The sequence below is a fragment of the Lacibacter sediminis genome, from assembly GCF_014168535.1.
Taxonomy (GTDB): Bacteria; Bacteroidota; Bacteroidia; order Chitinophagales; family Chitinophagaceae; genus Lacibacter; species Lacibacter sediminis.
Window position 1 is genome coordinate 814,424 of sequence record NZ_CP060007.1, and the last position, 18,677, is coordinate 833,100.

Here is an 18,677-nt window from a genome sequence, read left to right on the forward strand (position 1 = left end):
TTCTGATTTCTTCTTTTATTTCACAGCCGTCAACTGGTTAAACAAAAACTTAAACGTGCCGTGTGTTTGAGAACGGAAGGCGATCTCTGGTCCAAACACGTATAAATTTCCTTTGCCCACTTTTGCAGCAAATGCAGCAACACCATCCTGTAAGTATTCCTGTCCCCATGCCCAACCACTACGCAATGGTTTCGGTGAAGCATACCATGCAATAGGAGTTACTATACCTTTCGCAATAGCATCAGGTGATAATTTAAACACAGGACTGCTCGATACAAATACATCTGCTTCACCGTTCATTCCCCATGCTGTTTGTTGTGTTGAATCAACTTTTACACGTAATACACTACCGGGGATATAATATTTTTCACCGGGGAGGTTACGTTCAACTCCGTTATTCATTTCAACCAATGCATTTTTTACAGGCAGTTTAAAATGATAAGCAAGATTTGCACTGTTGCCAATCGTTACAATATTGCCACCTGCTTCAGCAAATAATTTCAATTGTGCAATAGATGTATCGGGTGTAATTCTGCCCAATGTTTTTTGATATTCAGCGGGCACTTCATCAGCTCTTGGTCCACGTCCACCAAAACCACCTCGACCACCTCCGCCAAGTGCAGGGATTGCATCACTCACAAAAACGATCACATCATATTGATCAATTAATTTACCTGCATCAATATCTTTTGCATAGATAACTGTGTAAGGGAAATGATGCTGTTCAAATATCCAACGCATCCAACCCGATGCCATCGAGCCACCATACACATCCCACAAACCAATGCGTAGTGATTTTATTTTCTTTGCAACACCGGCTGGTTGTTTGCTTACAGCAATTACCTGCGCACCATAATCTTTCGCTGCTTTTTCGAGAATTGATTTTGATTTTGCAGTTGCTTTCACAAAGAAAGATCCTTGTGCTGTGCCACTTGCCGTTGCATCAGTTATACGCATTACTTCTACACCGGCCTGCAACAGATCATTTACTGCAATGAACGATGCATTACCTGCAGCATTCAGTACATAGCCGTTGGCGCTGTTGCTGAATTTGCCCGGCGTCATTTGTTCTGCACCATAAGCAATACTTTCAAATGGTCCATCGAAACCATTCATGATCCGATCGAAACGGAAGCCCATCGTAAAGGCAGGCGTCCAACCGGCAGCATCATACGGACGAACAGGAGGCCCACCCGGATATAAGAAATCATTCGGGTGATCCTGTGGTTCAAACATATCAATTACATGCGGACGGAATGCCTGGTTTGTTTTCACTACATAAGAACCCGCTGGATATTCTTTACCTGCAACAGAAAAGTTGGCAGTTGCTTTTTCAACTTTGATACCCGAAAGAATCAATGCATTTACAAACTTCACTGCTGAACTGAGATCAGGTTGATTAGCAGGAATGATAAATCCTCTTGGATCACGCTTAGCAGGATCTTTAAAAACTGCATCATAATATTTCAACGGAATGGTATCAACAAAATTCTGACTATTGTTCTGTGCAGATGGACGTTGATCTTTTTGGAACGCTTCTTTAATTGCTTCCACTTTATTGGGCGATAAGGACCAATGATCTCTATTGCCTTTGTCAATTGAATTCTTTCCCATCTTGTAAATGTTATACAACAATGGTTCACGGTTACGCACTGCATAATCAAGCACCGCATAGTTCAGTGAAACAGAATAATCGATCGACTGACGGAACAACCATTGTTGCGGAGTTACAGGAAAGGGTGTTGCTGCATTCGGAATAAGTCGTGCTGTTACCAAGGGGACTCTTGCAGGAGTTGGATTGCCTATTATTTCAGTAAGCAAACCAATGATGTTATGAAAATAAGCTGTGGTGCGTAACCCACCGTTCCACCATGTAGAGAATACAGAGCCTGCACGTTGTGTGTAGCCTGGTTTATCTTCCACATTTAAACGATTGATCATAGCCGCACCAACTCCATCAATACCTGTCACTAATAAAGGATCAAAAGCAAAATTGAATGGATCACGATAAGGAGGACCAGCAACAACAGAACCTGCGGGGCCAGCCTGGTGATGATTGTATAAGATCTGCGGCATCCATTCAATGTATTGCTGACGGCTCATGTTCTTTGTTTCACTCATATTGTTCATGAAGAAATCACGGTTGTTATCATGGCCAATATATTTCTGGTACAAACGTGGAAGATTGTTGAGTGTACGTTTCAAGGTATCTGCATGACGCATATACCAGTTTGAAACAAGTTCCTGTCCGTCAGGATTTGCATGAACAAAAAGAATGATGGCATCATTGAGAATGCGTTGTGTTTCTTCATCATTACGACTGATAAACTGCCAGATGGTTTCAATCAACTGATGTGCACCCACTGTTTCAGTTGCATGCAAACCACCATCCACCCACACAATTGCTTTCCCTTCTTTTGCTAAGTCACGTGCCTGCGCATTGGTGAGATTTTCTGCACGAGCAAGTCGTTGTGAAATGCTCTTGTATTTTTCCAGTTGTTTCAGATTTGCAGGTGAAGAAACGATCACCATGTATTGTGTACGGCCTTCTTCTGTTTTACCAATATCAACCAGCTTCACCCTGTCTGATGCCGATGCGATCTTTTTAAAATACGCCTCGGTTTGGGTATATGTAGCTAAATGATAATTATCGCCAATGTTGAACCCGAAATGTTCTTTGGGCGAAGGAAGCTTTTGCGAATAAACTGCTGTGCCGATAAACAGCAATAGAGAAATGAAAACTAGTCTCATGCAGGAGGTTTTGAAAAGTAAATAATGGAGAAGAAAGCAATAGTGCCCGGCTTCTCATGCTGATGCTTTAAAGATAAGAAGCATCCCCATCCGTAATTAATGGAATGGATGAGCGGCGGGTGGCTGGTATGTCTGTATTTCCCATCCCGAATAAAAAGGAAACGGGCAGCGTAAGCTGCCCGTTTTATACTGATGATTGATTACTCATCACTCATTATTCGCTCACCTTCACCCTCACTCCTTCGCTATGGCTCGTGAACTCAGGTGCATACATACATTGAATAGTTGTAATACCACTGCTGTAGTTGCCGGCATGTGTAATAAACATTGAATACTCAAAAACGTATGTGCCTTTGTTTAACCAGCTGAAGAAAAAGTTCGTGCTGGCATCTTTGGTACTTTCATAATATCCAAGTCCACCTTGCCATTTATATTGACTCAGCACATTCACCGGTTCCATACAGCTTGGACGCATATCTTTCATATGCACGTATTCCATACTGCGATCAACACGCAATTCGATGCGGACTTTTATTTTGTCACCCACTTTCAGTTCATCGCCTTCATTCACCGGAGTAAGAACCGGACCATTAGCTGTGTTGCGTTCAACAAAATATTTCTTCTGCAATTTCAACGGTGTTTCTGCCGAAGTGATCTTGTCGAGGTTTTCAAAATACTGCCAGTAAGCAGCACCCCAACCTGGTTGCCCGTTTGATTTGCTGACAGTCACATTAATATTTCCAAATGCCGGTTTTACAAAATTACCATCGATGCTCCGTTTGAAATAGCCTGTGCCTGCTTCTGTTTTTTCGGTTGATGTACTGAACAACTGATCACCGGCTTTTATTTCAACAACCGGTTCAGCAGCAATCCATTCACCACCTTGCAGCAACAATGCATAACAAGCTTCAGCAGTGGCGATGGTTGTTTTCCAGTTCTGCGTTTGCTTTTGTTTCAGCAACCATGTCTTCAGATCGTTTACTGCTTTTTTATCAGCAGTTACATCGTTAAACACTTCTATCATTAAAGCCTGTGCTGCCACCGGCGCCTGGTACCAGTAGTATCCTGCATTGAATTCTCTCCAGTACATACCCATCTCTTCGCTGAAGAGTGCGTTTTCTTTTAACGATTTTACAATGGCAGTTGCAGTGTTTGCATCTTTACTGCGATGCATCGCCAAAGCAATCATACCCTGCATGTAAAGGCTTTGATTTACCCAAAACGTACGTGCCTGTGTATTGTAATAGCTGAACGCTGTTTCTGTTCCTTTTGTTTGTGCAACAGAAGGGAAGAAGCTACGCATATACAAATACTGGATCTGTGTGTAACTGATATTGTTGTTCTTCAACGGTGTTTTGTATTTCAACAATTGATCATAGTCTTCTTTTAATTTTTTATCGAGATAAGAAATGGCTTTTGCTACAATTGCATTCAATGCAACCTGCTGTTCTTTTGGCACGGCATTTAATTTTTGCAAATGACCAATACCGCTGATGATGTATTGTGTGATGTATCGATCATCTGGTCCGCCTTTGAACCAGACAAATCCACCATTGGGCGATTGCATTTGTTGCAGTTGTGAAAGATTCTTGCTGAGTTGCGTATTCATTCGCACCATATCAAACAGCAAAGCAATGTTTTTCTTTTGTTGCTCTTCATTCTTTGCCTGCAATACCCATGGCGTTTCAGCCAGCAGTGCTGCTTTCAATTCTTCATTCTTTTGCAGGTTGCTCATAAGTGCAGCTGTGTCTTTTAATTTCCATTGCTGCATCACCTGCTGAATGCGGGGTAGTTTTTGTGTGATGTGTGATGCCAGTGCATTCGCATAAAAACGATTCCATGTCTGCTCCGCACATTCGTACGGATATTCCATGAGGTATGGCAATGCCTGCACTGCATACCAAACAGGATTACTGCTGAACTCGATCGTAAAGCGATGATGTGTTAAACTTTCTGATTGTTCTGCGTTCAGCAGTTTCGTAAAGTTGAAAGTCTTTGTACCATCACCTCGCATGTTCAAGGGTAACGATTCTGTTACCAGCATACGATTAGTTAACACAGGTAGTGTTGCTTCTTCGCCATCACTTCTATTAGCTGCTTTTGCCGTGATACGGTAGGTGAGTGCTTCATTAAAGTTGTACGGCACTTCGGTGCGGAACTTCACCACTGTACTCTGGTTTGCACCTACTGTAAAATGTTGCACGGGGAATGTATTCTGGAACCAGCCATCAACAGGTTGCATGGTAGAGGTGTTCAGTAATTCAAGATTACTGATACCTGTCATTTCTTTATCGGTGAGGTTCGTGATCTTGGCGGTGAATTCAAAACGATCACCTTCACGTAAGAACCGTGGAGCAAATGGCTGCACCATCAGATCTTTTTGGGTGATGATGCTTTGTTCACTTAAACCAAGCGACAGATCTTTCGTATGTGCGAGCAACTGTGCCTTCCATTTAGTTAAAGATTCAGGTATGGTAAAACTGAAAGAGATATTTCCTTCTGCATCTGTTTTCAGATCTGAGAAGAAGAAAGCTGTTTCGGAAAAGTTGGTGCGAATTGGAGATATTTCGTTTGAATTTTTAGTTTGTCCTTTTTTAGTTTGGAAGTTGAATTTAATCGAATCGGCCTCAAAATGTTTTTCGTCTCTCTCTTTACGCTTCATAACTTTTGCCTCACCCGGTGCTGCCGCAGCAACCATTTGCTGGTCTGCAACAACGAGATATCTCCGAATCCTGCCACTCTTATACATGATATCGTTGTTGGCAATTGAATTGAGTTGATCATATTCTTTCGAAAAGGAATTGTCTTGATTTAGTTCCCATACTTTCTCTTCCGAATTAATCATTGTAAATCCGCCACCTCTCCAATTATTCCGTAAATAATTCACCGGAAACAAATCAGGTTTGTTCCATTGATGTGGTTTAAACTGATCAAGTGATGCATCGTACATACTTGCCAATAATTCTGCTGCTACTTTATCACCTTTATAGCCGCTGATCTTGATCTTCCATTGTTCTTCGCTGCCAGGCAATGTTTTATCACGGAAAGTTTCATACGTGATCTTTAATTCTTTGTTGGTCCATGGCACGCTTACATACCTGGTGAAACTGTAAAAGCGGTTGTGTTTTACAAATGAATAAGCATACCCAAAGCCACCACGTTGTTCTTCCGTTACGGGAATTGTTAATTCTTTCTTGTTCCTGTTCAATAGATGATAGTTGAGTTTGTCTTTTTCATTTATTTCGTTGATCTGGATAAGATGCACACTGTCAGCACTGGAACCAAAACCAATCGTAGCAATTGTGCCCGGCTCTGCCGTAACAGCCAAAGGTAATTTCCAAACATACTCAGGCGATGAAAGTTTACCACTGTCATCCGTCAATTGCACATAAGTTTGATTCTTCACTTCCTTGCCATCTTTATCTGTTGTTACAGCTTCAATCAAATACCATCCAGGTGACCATTGACCACTGACCACTGACCATTCACCACTCACTTTCACACTGTCTTTTCTTTCATACACTTTCTCGCCACGTTCCCAATTCTCTTTATCTGTTTCATTGTTGTATTCATCGTAAGGGAAATCTGCACGGTACTCTTTTTCATTCATGATGAATTGATCGGGCTGTTCCCAATAACGATCACGTATTAATCGGTCAGGCGCATTCAGTTTGTACATACGCACTGTTACCATGCTCTTCACAAACTCATCCATCATATTTTTTGTACTGATGTTGAGGCTGTTGAATTGATTGATTGTTTGCAATTCACCTTTAGGCAAACTGATTTGCAATTGCAGGGAACTATAACCAACACTTATTGTTGTTTCACCGGTTCTTGTTTCGCCATTCAGATCAGTTACATCAGCGATCACTTTATAATCGAACACAGGCTCCAGTTCTTTACGCACCTGTTTATCGGGAATAGTAGTAAACGAAATATCGAAGCTTCCATCAGCTTTCGTTGTTGCTTCGCCATGTGCAATTTCCTGTTCCTGCATTACCGGCCATCCCCATTTCCAACTGAGCCATGGATAAAGCAACCGTGGTTGACGAACCACACGGTATTTCACTTTTGCACCATCAACGTTATTGCCTGCATAAGCTTTTGCATTACCTGTAAGATTGATCTTATCATTTACACGAAAACTTTGTTTGATGGGCTGATACTCTACAAAAAATTTCGGACGCTTGTATTCTTCAACAGAAAAAGAGACAATGCCATTTGTTACCGATTCTTGTAATTGGTATTGTCCGCTGATCCTTCCTACTGGTAAAGTAAACTTTCCGCTGTAAGAACCATATTCATTACTGATCACTTCAACTGAATCCACTTTTTGATAATTCGCATCGTAGAGATAAATTTTTGTTTTAAGACCGGCAACTACCTTCGGCTTGTCTGTTGCTGCATCTTTTGTTGTAACAATGCCTTTGAAATATAGTAGCTGTCCGGGACGATAAATTGAACGATCTGTAAAGAAAAATGTACGACGGCTTTTTGTTTCATCAACCGCTTCTTTTTGTTCATTGTACACATAGCTGTAAGCACGGTCGTCCAAATACAGGTGATCATTTTGATAACTTACTTCGAGTGTACGATTATAGGCATTGTTACCTGTCGGTTTGTTTACAAGAAAATAACCATTCGCATCACTGGTATAGTTACCGGCTTTTACCGAAACATTTTTCCGTTGATCATAATTGTACGACTGTTCCCACAATGTAATGTTTGCTTTTTGCAAGGGCTGGCCGCTTTCACGGTTCACCACAAAAAAATTATTATCATGATGCATCCATGCAATATTGCTCACATGAAAGAACTGAACAGCCAATACATTTTTTGCAAGACTGAATTTTTCATCGGCACTTGCAAGCAGAAGATAGGTGCCGACAGGTAATGCATTTACTTTTATTTCGGTGCTGTGCTTCTGGTAATCATCTGTTGCAGGAAGTGAATATGAAAAACTTACGGTTGGTTTTAATGCTGTAAGATCTTTCCAGTAACTATCTTCCCAACGGTTCTGCCCCATCTCTTCAAATTTCTTTGGATCGATCTTCACAATTCTGAACCATGCCTTTACCGTGTTACGGTATTGAAGCAAGGAACGGAAAGGTTTGCCGGGAACATTTACTTTTTCAGATGTGATGGAAAGTTGTTTGCTTTCAATTTCATGTAAGAGGTTGCTGCAATTTGCCTTGCCTTCTGTTAACTGTATTTGTGCAATTACTTTTTTACATAGCTCAGCTGCTTTCTGATAATAATAACGTGGATTCTGTTCATCATTTACTTTGTGCTTTTTGAAATCATAAGTAGCTGCAAAATCAGCATAATCTCTTGCCAGCAAATAAGCAGCCTGCGAAACAATTGGCTGATGATTATACTGATGGAGCAGATGATTCAACGACATCCGGTACAACTCTTTTTTGTTCTCCAGTGTAGCATAACGATGAACAAACTGAAAACGCAACAGATCAACATCCATTAAGGCATCTGCTTTTTTATCAGCAAGGTGAAAAGCGATCAATTCCTGGTAAAGTAATAATGCTTTATAGGTAAGCGAAAGAGAATCGCTTGTTTTAAATTTCCTTGTCACAAAATCGGCAGCAGGATCATAAGCCGAAGCTAGATCTATTTCAAATGCATCAGCCGGTTTTGTAATGCTGCGTTCATCGTTTTGAAAGTAGTCAATGGCTCTATGCGTGAGCAGATCATAAAGGGTAGGGCGGAGATGGCGAACGTTGCCTTTACTGATCACAGGATCAAATGCATCAAGCTTTGTTTGCTGAAGTATTTTTTTATTTTGTAGTGATGAAAGATATAAGCTGCTGATCTTTTTATGAAGGTCATCAATCGTCCATGTGCTTACGTCGTCTTTAACAAAAGCAGTTGTGTTGGTGCGTTGGTAAAACTTCCATCGGTTGTTTTGTAAATATTGCCAGTATGCTTCGGCAGCATAATTGGTTAGTACAGATTTCAATGGTTCCGTAGCTGTACTTATTTCTTTCTCAACTTCTCTTATCGTTTTGATATCGGTATCCTCTTCCTTCATTTGCTGCAGACTTAAACGAAACAGCAGAGCTTTTAATAACTGTCCGTTATTCTTTTCTTTTTTCGCCGCATCATAAATGAGCTTTACTTCTTTTAATGCCGATTCAGTAAGACCTTTCTTTTCAATAAGATCTTCTGCTTTTTTCCATGCTGCGGTATAGTTGAATTTGTTTTGTGCAAAAAGCGACATGCTGAACAAAAGGATAAAAAGGTTAACAAGAGAAATACGTTTCAAAAACATAGAAAACATTTTATGTAAGGTAATCAATACTGTGCTGATGAGATGCAAAGAAACAAGGAATTGCATAAATGTAATTGTCCACTTTTGAAGGCCGGGTAATTAGTCCTTTAACGAATCTTTATCAGCTTTTTATTTTCCACGGCATTTGTTTTGACATCTAATTAAAAAACAAAGGAGGTTTCTATGAAGAAAATTTTTACCCTGATTACAATGCTCTTTTTAACAGTAGCAACATTTGCTGCCTGGGATGATGCCCGGTTAAGTATTACCAGTATGAGTAATACGCCTGTACGTATCATGATCGATGGCCGGCAGGTGCAACAAGGCAACAGAGAAATTCGCATCAACAATCTCAGCCCAGGTATTCATCGTATCCAGATCTACAGTACGAACTATAACAACAACAGGCGAAAAGGCTTGTTCGGTGGTAACAACAACCGTGATGAGCTGATCTATAACAACAGTGTGAATATCCGCAGAGGTATGCATACTGATATTGTGATCAATCGTTTTGGTAAAGTATTCATCGATGAAGAACGTATCGAAAACCGTAATGATGATAACTGGAACGATAATGACCGTAACAACGGTGGCTGGGGCAACGATAACAACAATAATGGCGGTTGGGGAAATGATAACCGTGATTACAACAACCGTGACAACAATTACGGTACAGTGATGAGTTACGAAAGGTTTCAACAACTCAAGCAATCAGTTGAACGTGAAAACGCCGATAAAAATAAAATGGACCTGTTACGTTCAACCCTGCCTTACAACCGTGTAAACGCACAACAGGTAAGAGAACTTGCTGAACTCATCTCGTTTGAACAGACAAGACTGGAACTGGCAAAATTTGCCTACCGTTATACAATCGACAGAGGCAACTATTTTGTAGTGAATGACGTCTTTAACTTCGGAAGCAGCAAGACCGAGCTTACAAGGTATATTTCAACTTATAGAGATTAAACAATTAAAATATTAAGCAGAAGCATCTATGAAAATAATCCCCCGGCAGCGGGGGATTTGTTATTTCTTCACGAATAGCAAAGTGAGTAATCGGGGAATAGTGTTTCGGTTGTCATCATCAAAGTATTCAGCAAGGGTTACAAGTGACAAACCATTTGCATTTGCTGCATCCGTAAAATCTGTGATGTGATGATTGAAACAGGTTACTACCTGTATGCCTGTCTCTGTTTCAAATCTTGCTTTACTTCCATTGTATTGTTTGAAGGGATGCAATTCGCTGATGTATAAATAACCGCCGGACTTTAGCGCTGCTGCTGCTTTTTCCATAACGGGTTGCAGTAATTCAATATGCTCCAATACCAAACTGAATCCAACAAGATCGAATTGTTTCGTTGCAAAATCCCATGGTTGTGTAATATCTGCCTGCACAAACATGACATTGGGTGATGTGATCTTTTCTTTTGCTTTCGCCAACATTTCTTCACTAAGATCAGCTGCAGTAACGGTTGCTGCTTTCTGCATCAGCCACACTGTATTCTTTCCTGTGCCGCAACCAATTTCTAAACAGTGCTCAAATGAGAGAGGTGCTAATGTCTCCCGCAATGATTTCGCTTCAAGGTCACGTGTTTTGTTTTCGTTGCTGTCGTATTGTTGCGCCCAGCTGTTATAGGCTTGTTGTACATCGCTCATAAAAAATATTTATTCGATTACCAGGTCATATTTGTGCAAGAGCCCGCTTAAAGCTGAAGAAGAAAATTTCGTTTTCTTTAATTTGTTTCGTTCAGGATCAATCGAAAAGTTGATGGCTGTGCGAAGATCTGCTTTTTCAAGAATGGTATTATCAAATACCGCCTGCAACAGGTTGCAATTGTCGAACTCTGCAGACGTAAGATCAGTCTCGGTAAAATCTACATCCTGCATACTGCAATTTGTGAAACGGGTGTTTTTTAGTTTCATCTTATAGAACGTTGACAGATTCAACAGACAACCGGTAAAGCTTACGGTAAATAAGAATTGATTACAGTCTTCGAACCGCAGCCCCATCAGTTTGCAATTACTGAAACTAATTTCCTGAAACGCTGTGCCATTGATATTGGCTGCACTCAGGTTACAGTTATCAAACACACAATCAATGAACGTGATCTTTGAAAGATTGCCTTCAGCAAAATTGCAGTTGATGAATCTGCAATTTTCGTATTCGCCGACGAGTAATTTTTTGACTGTATAATCAATGCCTTCAAACTGTTTGTCTTCTTCGTAAGCTCTTTCCATGGAACCAATGTAAAAAGGATTTACGAAAAATATCAAAAGTCATGCAGAGTTTATTTTATGCGGTACACGATATCTTTTATATGCACTGTTTTTCCTTGCTTATTTATCGCTTCTGCAACAATTCCAACGTGTAAACCTGAAGTCATAGTCTTTATCAAATCCTTGGCCTCTTTGCAAATTATATTGTTATGGCATCTTCTGACTTCGACACCATCATATACATGATCCCGGTCTTCAGGCTTTACAAAATCACAATAGACAGTTATGCTTTTTACAACGATCCATGAAAAATTTGCTGTAACCTCTTTCAATTTCAACAGTTCGGAAACAGAAATGCTGTTAATTGAATCAGAGTAAAGTTTACCATCTATCATCAAACGAAAATCTTTCTCTGTAAGAGATTGACCTCTTGTTGTCAGACCAAAAAATAAGCACGAGAAAAGGAGAGGGATGAACAGTAGTTTCATCTTTTCTTTTTTAGATAACGACAAATGTTGATTTGAATTATCTATCAAAAAAGAAACCCCGCAATCAATTGCAGGGTTTCAATATAATAATTCAAAATAGCCTTACTTCTTCTTCAACACCTCAGCCATTGTTTTACCAATATCAGCTGGGCTTGCTACCACATGAATACCACACTCAGTCATGATCTGCATTTTTGCAGCAGCAGTATCTTCGGCACCGCCAATGATGGCACCCGCATGCCCCATACGACGGCCGGGAGGCGCTGTTTGTCCGGCAATAAAACCAACCACAGGTTTCTTTGCATTCTCTTTATACCAACGTGCAGCTTCCGCTTCCATGCCACCACCAATTTCACCAATCATTACTACTGCATCCGTGTTGTCATCGTTCATAAATAATTCCAGTGCTTCTTTGGTAGTTGTGCCAATGATTGGATCGCCACCAATACCAACAGCTGTGCTAACACCCAAGCCAGCTTTCGCTACCTGATCAGCTGCTTCATAAGTAAGCGTTCCGCTTTTTGATACAATACCAATACGACCGGGAATAAATACAAAGCCCGGCATGATGCCCACTTTACATTCACCCGCAGTGATAACACCCGGACAGTTAGGTCCGATCAATCGTGTATTTGTTCCAACTAAATAATTCTTTGCTTTCACCATATCCTGCACCGGAATGCCTTCTGTGATACACACCACCAGTTCAATACCTGCATTCGCAGCTTCCATAATAGCATCAGCAGCAAAAGCCGGCGGCACAAAAATGATACTTACGTTAGCACCTGCTTTTTGTACAGCTTCTTCCACTGTGTTAAACACAGGACGATCGAGATGCGTTGTGCCACCTTTACCCGGTGTAACACCACCAACGAGATTAGTACCGTATTCGATCATTTGCGTTGCATGGAAAGTACCTTCTGTTCCGGTAAAACCCTGAACAATGACTTTGGAATTTTTATTAACGAGGATGCTCATTTGGAAACTTTATTAGGCCGCAAAGATAAGGGATGATGGTCTAGGATTTTGGAATTAACCGCTAAGATTTGGGGCTTTTTGCAGTTGTGCAAAAACGAACAATTGTTCCGGCTTTTCGCTGTACCTCCGCTTCGCTGTGGTGCCGCTTCAATCCGGCAGCCTGTCAGCATTCGATTCATTAATCAGCGATTTATTCCACACCTTCGGGGTTTGGCACATAAACATTTTGTGTTTCTATAATAAGATCACCTCTTCGAGTTTTTAAAATCCTGAAGGGATGATCGTATTGTAGAGTAAATGAAATACAAAAAGAATTAAAACCCTGAAGTGGTGAAATCGAAACTCAGGTTGCTCCGAGGCTTTGAACTTGCTTTTGTTCTAACAGTTTCAGTCGAGATATTTCAAAAAGAGAATCGTAAAACCGGTTGATACAGCCGGGCTCAGTGTTGTTTGTCCAACACTGTAACTTCCATTTGCAATCGAATCGGTTCTGATTACAGAGTTGATTGTTGCTCCCGTATGTTGAACTGTAAAATCAAGAAACAGAACAGCATCAGCACCAATCTTTTTTGCTTGCTTAACTGATTTTCGTTGCATCGTTTCTTCAACCTTTCGATCAAAACTGCCTGGCTTTAAAAAACCCTTGCCCATGATCTTGTAGGGTCGTAGAATACTCTTTTCAGTAACGTATACATCTGTTGTTGATGTTGGGCTTGTCTTGTTGCCAATGTAACTGATCTTGGTTGTGCAGGAAGTAAAAAGTAGAAAGACTGCTGAGTATAGTTTTAGCATAAGCGAACTGTTTCATCTTTCACTTCATACTTTATGCCATGAGCTGATTCGGTGCTGTAAATGCTTGTTAAATAATCTGACAGAATATTTAACGCTTATACATTGCAAATCTAAAATCGTATATTTAAAATCTGCAATCCAATATTATCTTGCCATGATCGTACTCTTATTCTTTCCCGTATAACCCCAGGTTAAACTACCCCAATAGCTCTGCCATTGCGCTTTTGGATCATCAGTAAGACGAATCATCTGTACACAACTCACCATCCATTCACCCGTTGTACTAACAGTGAAACTGATCTCACCTTTTTCATTACTCATAAACGAAGTGTCAACAACACGGCCCATCAGTTTATGCCATACACGAATTTTGCTATTCACCAACGGTTCATTTTTGAAGAAAATTTTTACTGTAAGTGAATCACCATTTTTTAATTGGTACGGGTGGGAGAGGGGAATAATATCAACCGGTAATGTTGTTTGCTTTTTAAACACGGCCGTTTTTAAAGCACCTACCTGCACAATAGTTTTTACAGAACGCTGGTATAACTCACAACCGGGAGAATCTGTTTCATTATGTTGCTTACGATAATCAATAGCTGATTGTAAGCCATCTTCTGATAAATAGGCATTGAATTTTTCTGCTTCCAGTTCAATAAATGAATTGGTATTGTTGAAGGTAACTACTGCTGTTCCTTCTTCGTGTATGGAAAATTGCAGTGAATCTCCTTCCTCATCGCTGATGGCATCACTCAGATCATCGACTATGTCGGCGTAATATAATTTCAGTTCATTAATTTTTTCACGACTGCCTTTCCAGTTGTCACTGGTAAATGATTCACCTACTCTGAATCGGATATTGATCTCATCGGTGCGGGAGAAAATATACTGTTGGGGTTCCAGCCAAAATTCGTGTGCAAGTGCGGGAAGTATAAGAAGTAAAATAAGTAAATAAGTAAGCTTGTATTTTAACCTCATATTATTCAATTAAAAAAGCTGTATTATTTATCTTCTGCCGGGAAGTTGCCTGTTTACTTCATCAGCTTATCCATATCCCGGTCGTCACTGATCTTTCCTTTTGCTTCCAGCATACGCATGTCTTTAGCATCCTGCAAAAAGTCGGATGCAAAAATGAATTGATTGAGTTCTTCATTCTTGCTGAAGATGATGTCTTTGTTTGTGCCTTCCCATTCTTTATGTCCCTGGTGCATGAAAATGATCTTATCACCAATTTCCATTACACTGTTCATGTCGTGTGTATTCACCACAGTGGTCATACCGTATTCGATTGTGATCTCTTTAATCAACTTATCAATCACTAATGAAGTTTTTGGATCAAGACCTGAGTTCGGTTCATCACAAAACAAAAATTTCGGATTCAATACAATGGCACGTGCAATACCCACACGTTTTTTCATACCGCCACTGATCTCAGCCGGGAATTTATCGTTGGCACCGGTAAGGTTTACTCTTGCCAGCACTTCATTTACTTTATCGTGTTTTTGTTTGAGGTTGAGTTTGGTAAACATGTCCAACGGGAAACGAACATTCTGTTCCACCGTCATCGAATCAAACAATGCCGAACCCTGGAAAAGCATACCTATCTGCTGACGCAGCATTTTTCTTCCTTCCTCATTCATACTGGTGATACTTTCACCATCGTACAATACTTCGCCGCTATCAGGTTCAAACAAACCAACCAGGCATTTCATCAATACCGTTTTACCACTGCCACTCGCACCGATAATAAGATTGCATTTACCTGTTTCCAAAGAAGCAGATACATTATCGATCACCGTGCGGCCATCAAAACCTTTATGTATGTTCTTGATCTCAATCATGTGTTATAATAATAATGCAGCGAGTGCATAATCTGCCAATAAAATTAAAATACAACTTACGATCACCGATTTGGTACTTGCACGACCAATCTCCAGTGAGCCGCCCTGTACATGGTAACCATAATAAGCAGGTATACTTGAAATAATGAATGCGTACGTATAAGTTTTGCTCAATGCAAATATGACGTTGTAAGGAATAAAATCTTCGAGCAAACCATCGTTGTAAATTTCCGGTGGAAGAATACCCGATAAAGAACCGGCCATTTTACCGCCCCAGATACCTAACACCGCTGCAAGCACCACTAAGCATGGAACAACAATTAGTGCTGCAACAATTTTTGGTAAGATGAGATAAGTTTTTGTGTTGATGCCCATGATCTCCAATGCATCGATCTGTTCACTGATACGCATATTACCCAACTCTGATGCAATACGTGAACCAACCACACCTGCGAGTACCACGCAAATAAGTGTTGGTGCCAGTTCAAGAATGATATTGTCACGCACAATAATGGCGATCACCGTTTTTGGAATGAGAGGTGTGATAAGCTGGTAAGCTGTTTGTACAGTTGTTACCGCACCAAGAAAAACAGAGATGATAACAACGATACCAACAGATCGTATACCGATCTCATTGCATTGGTGCATCAACTCTTTCCAGTAAAGACGCATATTCTCCGGCCTGGAAAACATGCCCTTGATCATTAACAGGTAACGGCCGAAGTGTGTGAAGAAATCCATAGTTTAATATCAATATTCAAAAGGACTAATTATAAGCATTGAAGATACAATTCAAAATGCAAATCTCAAGTTCGGGCCTACAAAGTAATCCAAACTTGAGATTTGACTGATTTTGATATTTTCCCGATTTGCAGTTGTTTACCCGGTACTCATGACTATCGGCTCTCAACTACATATCATGGCTCACCTTGCGAAACCTTTTCCACCACGGTGATTTTTTTACAGCTTCCTGTGTGTTGCTTTTGGTTTTCATTTGTGCATCAACCACAGAGATCAACACCATGTTGAAAATAGAACGTACAGAACTGCCCAATTGCAGAATGTGTACAGGCTTTTTCAATCCAAGTAAGATGGGGCCGATGGCATCGGCTTCACCAACTTCCTGTAACAGGTTGTAAGCAATATTACCGCTGGCAAGGTTGGGGAAGATCAACACATTCGGTTCACCATTCACCAATTCACTGAACGGATAATTTTCTTTCAATATCTCTTTGTTGAACGCAACAAGTGGTTGTACCTCACCATCGCATACAAGGTTTGGTTCACGTTCTTTCACAATTTCTCTTGCTCTTGCAACAATTTTTGATTCGTTGCCCTCGCTGCTGCCAAAGTTTGAATAGCTAAGCATAGCCACACGTGGTGTAATACCAAAAGATCTTACTTCTTTTGCTACAAGTTGTGTAATGTCTGCAAGTTCATCAGCACGTGGATTAAAGTTTACTGTTGCATCAGCAAGGAACAACGGTCCACGTTTGGTGAGCATGATATACATGCCGGCGATCTTGCGTACATTTTCATCTTTGCCGATGATCTGCAGTGCAGGACGGATAGTGTCAGCATATTTGCGGCTCAATCCACTGATCATTGCATCAGCTTCACCTGTTTCCACCATCATACAGCCAAAGTGTGTGCGTTCTTTCATTGACTTTGCCGCTTCATAACGGTTCAAGCCTTTGCGTTGACGCTTCTGGAAAAACAGTTCGCCAAATTTCTGACGCATCTCTTCCATCTCTTTGCTCTTAGGATCAAGCACAGGGATACCTTCCAGTTCAATACCATTTACGTCAGCAATTTCATTGATGTTTTTAACATCACCCAATAAAATGGGGTAGGCTACTCCTTCTTCATACGCCAGTTGTGCAGCTTTCAACACCTTTACATTTTCTGCATCAGCAAACACCACACGCTTGGGATCTTTTCTCGCCTTGCTGCCAATTGCACGCATCAATTGGTTATCGATACCCAGTCGGTGATTCAATATGTTCTCATATTCTTCCCAATTGGTAATAGGATGTTGTGCCACACCACTATCCATTGCTGCTTTTGCAACAGCAGGTGCAACATAACTCAGCAAACGGGGATCAAGTGGTTTTGGAATAATATAGTTTGGACCAAACGCAATATTCGTTTCGTTGTAAGCCATATTTACAATATCAGGCACAGGTGTTTTGGCTAGTTCTGCCAGTGCTTTTACAGCAGCCAGTTTCATTTCTTCGTTGATGGTTGTTGCACGCACATCCAATGCACCACGGAAAATATAAGGGAAGCCTAACACGTTGTTGATCTGGTTGGGATAATCACTTCGTCCCGTACCCATGATCACATCTTTTCTTGTTTCTGTTGCATCTTCGTAAGTAATCTCCGGATCAGGATTGGCCATAGCAAAAACGATCGGGTTCTTCGCCATGCTTTTTACCATTTCTTTCGAAACAGTATTTCCTTTACTCAAACCAATGAACACATCAGCATTCTTCATGCCTTCATCCAATGTCATTGGTTTGCTTTTGATCACAAACAACTGCTTCTGTTCATCAAGATCGGTTCTTCCATCATGGATCAATCCTTTACTGTCGAACACTTTGATGTTTTCTTTCTTTGCACCCAATGCCACATATAACTTGATACAGGAAATAGCCGCAGCGCCTGCGCCATTTACAACGATCTGTACTTTGTCGATTTTCTTTTTCTGTAATTCCAATGCATTCAGCAATGCAGCAGCACTGATGATGGCCGTACCATGCTGATCATCGTGCATCAGCGGAATTTTCATTTCCTCTTTTAAACGCTGTTCAATATAAAAGCATTCGGGAGATTTAATGTCTTCGAGATTGATACCACCAAACGTTGGTTCAAGCGCCTTTACAATTTGTACAAACTTCTCAGGATCTTTTTCGTTGATCTCGATATCAAACACATCAATATCAGCAAAGATCTTGAATAGTACTCCCTTTCCTTCCATCACGGGTTTGCCCGCTTCGGGACCAATATCACCAAGACCCAGTACCGCAGTGCCATTGCTGATCACCGCTACTAAGTTTCCTTTTGCTGTGTATTTGTAAACGTCTTCGGGGTTGTTGAAAATTTCCATGCAGGGCACCGCAACACCAGGTGAATATGCTAATGATAAATCACGCTGTGTTTTGGCTTCTTTCGTAGGAATTACTTCAATTTTCCCCGGTCTTCCTTTGGCATGATATTCCAATGCCTGTTGCCGGCGCAGTTCTTCTTTGTTCATACGTATTAATTAATCAAACAATCGGTTTACCTCACTAAGGGCGGCAAGGTACGAAAAGAATGAAA

Annotated in this window: 12 protein-coding genes; 1 reads left to right on the forward strand and 11 read right to left on the reverse strand. The window is 40.7% G+C overall.

Annotated features, from left to right (window positions below):
- Nucleotides 1-15: 15 nt before the first annotated feature.
- A complete protein-coding gene (locus H4075_RS03620; protein ID WP_182804238.1) occupies nucleotides 16-2,751 on the reverse strand; it encodes a M14 family metallopeptidase in 2,736 nt (911 codons plus the stop codon).
- A 214-nt stretch (nucleotides 2,752-2,965) separates the two neighbouring features.
- Entirely contained in the window at nucleotides 2,966-9,040 is a 6,075-nt protein-coding gene (locus H4075_RS03625; RefSeq protein ID WP_182804239.1) for an alpha-2-macroglobulin family protein, read from the reverse strand.
- 183 nt (nucleotides 9,041-9,223) lie between these two features.
- Between H4075_RS03625 and H4075_RS03630 the strand changes: the two genes are divergently transcribed.
- Entirely contained in the window at nucleotides 9,224-10,006 is a 783-nt protein-coding gene (locus H4075_RS03630; protein WP_182804241.1) for a DUF4476 domain-containing protein, read from the forward strand.
- Nucleotides 10,007-10,066: 60 nt separating this feature from the next.
- On the opposite strand, the gene H4075_RS03635 is transcribed toward H4075_RS03630, so the two are convergent.
- The 9 genes from H4075_RS03635 to H4075_RS03675 form a co-directional block, all read right to left on the reverse strand.
- A complete protein-coding gene (locus H4075_RS03635) occupies nucleotides 10,067-10,696 on the reverse strand; it encodes a class I SAM-dependent methyltransferase (RefSeq protein ID WP_182804243.1) in 630 nt (209 codons plus the stop codon).
- Between the two features lie 9 nt (nucleotides 10,697-10,705).
- On the reverse strand, nucleotides 10,706-11,278 hold the full coding sequence (locus H4075_RS03640) for a pentapeptide repeat-containing protein (RefSeq protein ID WP_182804245.1): 573 nt from the start codon (nucleotides 11,276-11,278) through the stop codon (nucleotides 10,706-10,708).
- 50 nt (nucleotides 11,279-11,328) lie between these two features.
- A complete protein-coding gene (locus H4075_RS03645) occupies nucleotides 11,329-11,745 on the reverse strand; it encodes a hypothetical protein (protein WP_182804247.1) in 417 nt (138 codons plus the stop codon).
- A 102-nt stretch (nucleotides 11,746-11,847) separates the two neighbouring features.
- Nucleotides 11,848-12,723: a succinate--CoA ligase subunit alpha gene (gene sucD / locus H4075_RS03650; RefSeq protein WP_182804249.1), complete on the reverse strand. Its 876-nt coding sequence runs from the start codon at nucleotides 12,721-12,723 to the stop codon at nucleotides 11,848-11,850.
- Nucleotides 12,724-13,110: 387 nt separating this feature from the next.
- Nucleotides 13,111-13,515: a hypothetical protein gene (locus H4075_RS03655; protein WP_182804251.1), complete on the reverse strand. Its 405-nt coding sequence runs from the start codon at nucleotides 13,513-13,515 to the stop codon at nucleotides 13,111-13,113.
- Nucleotides 13,516-13,659: 144 nt separating this feature from the next.
- Entirely contained in the window at nucleotides 13,660-14,493 is an 834-nt protein-coding gene (locus H4075_RS03660; protein WP_182804252.1) for a DUF4198 domain-containing protein, read from the reverse strand.
- A gap of 53 nt (nucleotides 14,494-14,546) precedes the next feature.
- The gene (locus H4075_RS03665) at nucleotides 14,547-15,356 is read right to left on the reverse strand and encodes an ABC transporter ATP-binding protein (RefSeq protein WP_182804254.1); all 810 of its coding nucleotides are present in this window, start codon (nucleotides 15,354-15,356) and stop codon (nucleotides 14,547-14,549) included.
- Between the two features lie 3 nt (nucleotides 15,357-15,359).
- Nucleotides 15,360-16,097, reverse strand: a complete 738-nt coding sequence (locus H4075_RS03670) for an MlaE family ABC transporter permease (protein ID WP_182804256.1) — start codon at nucleotides 16,095-16,097, stop codon at nucleotides 15,360-15,362.
- A 169-nt stretch (nucleotides 16,098-16,266) separates the two neighbouring features.
- Nucleotides 16,267-18,612 carry an NADP-dependent malic enzyme gene (locus H4075_RS03675; RefSeq protein ID WP_182804258.1) on the reverse strand — a complete coding sequence of 782 codons (2,346 nt, stop codon included), beginning with the start codon at nucleotides 18,610-18,612 and terminating at the stop codon, nucleotides 16,267-16,269.
- Between the last annotated feature and the right edge of the window lie 65 nt (nucleotides 18,613-18,677).

Bases quoted from the DNA above. Each gene is read 5' to 3' on its own strand.
- H4075_RS03660 (WP_182804252.1), bottom strand. From the start codon at position 14,493: ATGAGGTTAAAATACAAGCTTACTTATTTACTTATTTTACTTCTTATA.
- H4075_RS03675 (WP_182804258.1), bottom strand. From the start codon at position 18,612: ATGAACAAAGAAGAACTGCGCCGGCAACAGGCATTGGAATATCATGCC.
- H4075_RS03630 (WP_182804241.1), top strand. From the start codon at position 9,224: ATGAAGAAAATTTTTACCCTGATTACAATGCTCTTTTTAACAGTAGCA.
- H4075_RS03645 (WP_182804247.1), bottom strand. From the start codon at position 11,745: ATGAAACTACTGTTCATCCCTCTCCTTTTCTCGTGCTTATTTTTTGGT.
- H4075_RS03665 (WP_182804254.1), bottom strand. From the start codon at position 15,356: ATGATTGAGATCAAGAACATACATAAAGGTTTTGATGGCCGCACGGTG.
- H4075_RS03625 (WP_182804239.1), bottom strand. From the start codon at position 9,040: ATGTTTTTGAAACGTATTTCTCTTGTTAACCTTTTTATCCTTTTGTTC.
- H4075_RS03670 (WP_182804256.1), bottom strand. From the start codon at position 16,097: ATGGATTTCTTCACACACTTCGGCCGTTACCTGTTAATGATCAAGGGC.
- H4075_RS03635 (WP_182804243.1), bottom strand. From the start codon at position 10,696: ATGAGCGATGTACAACAAGCCTATAACAGCTGGGCGCAACAATACGAC.
- H4075_RS03640 (WP_182804245.1), bottom strand. From the start codon at position 11,278: ATGGAAAGAGCTTACGAAGAAGACAAACAGTTTGAAGGCATTGATTAT.
- H4075_RS03620 (WP_182804238.1), bottom strand. From the start codon at position 2,751: ATGAGACTAGTTTTCATTTCTCTATTGCTGTTTATCGGCACAGCAGTT.
- sucD (WP_182804249.1), bottom strand. From the start codon at position 12,723: ATGAGCATCCTCGTTAATAAAAATTCCAAAGTCATTGTTCAGGGTTTT.
- H4075_RS03655 (WP_182804251.1), bottom strand. From the start codon at position 13,515: ATGCTAAAACTATACTCAGCAGTCTTTCTACTTTTTACTTCCTGCACA.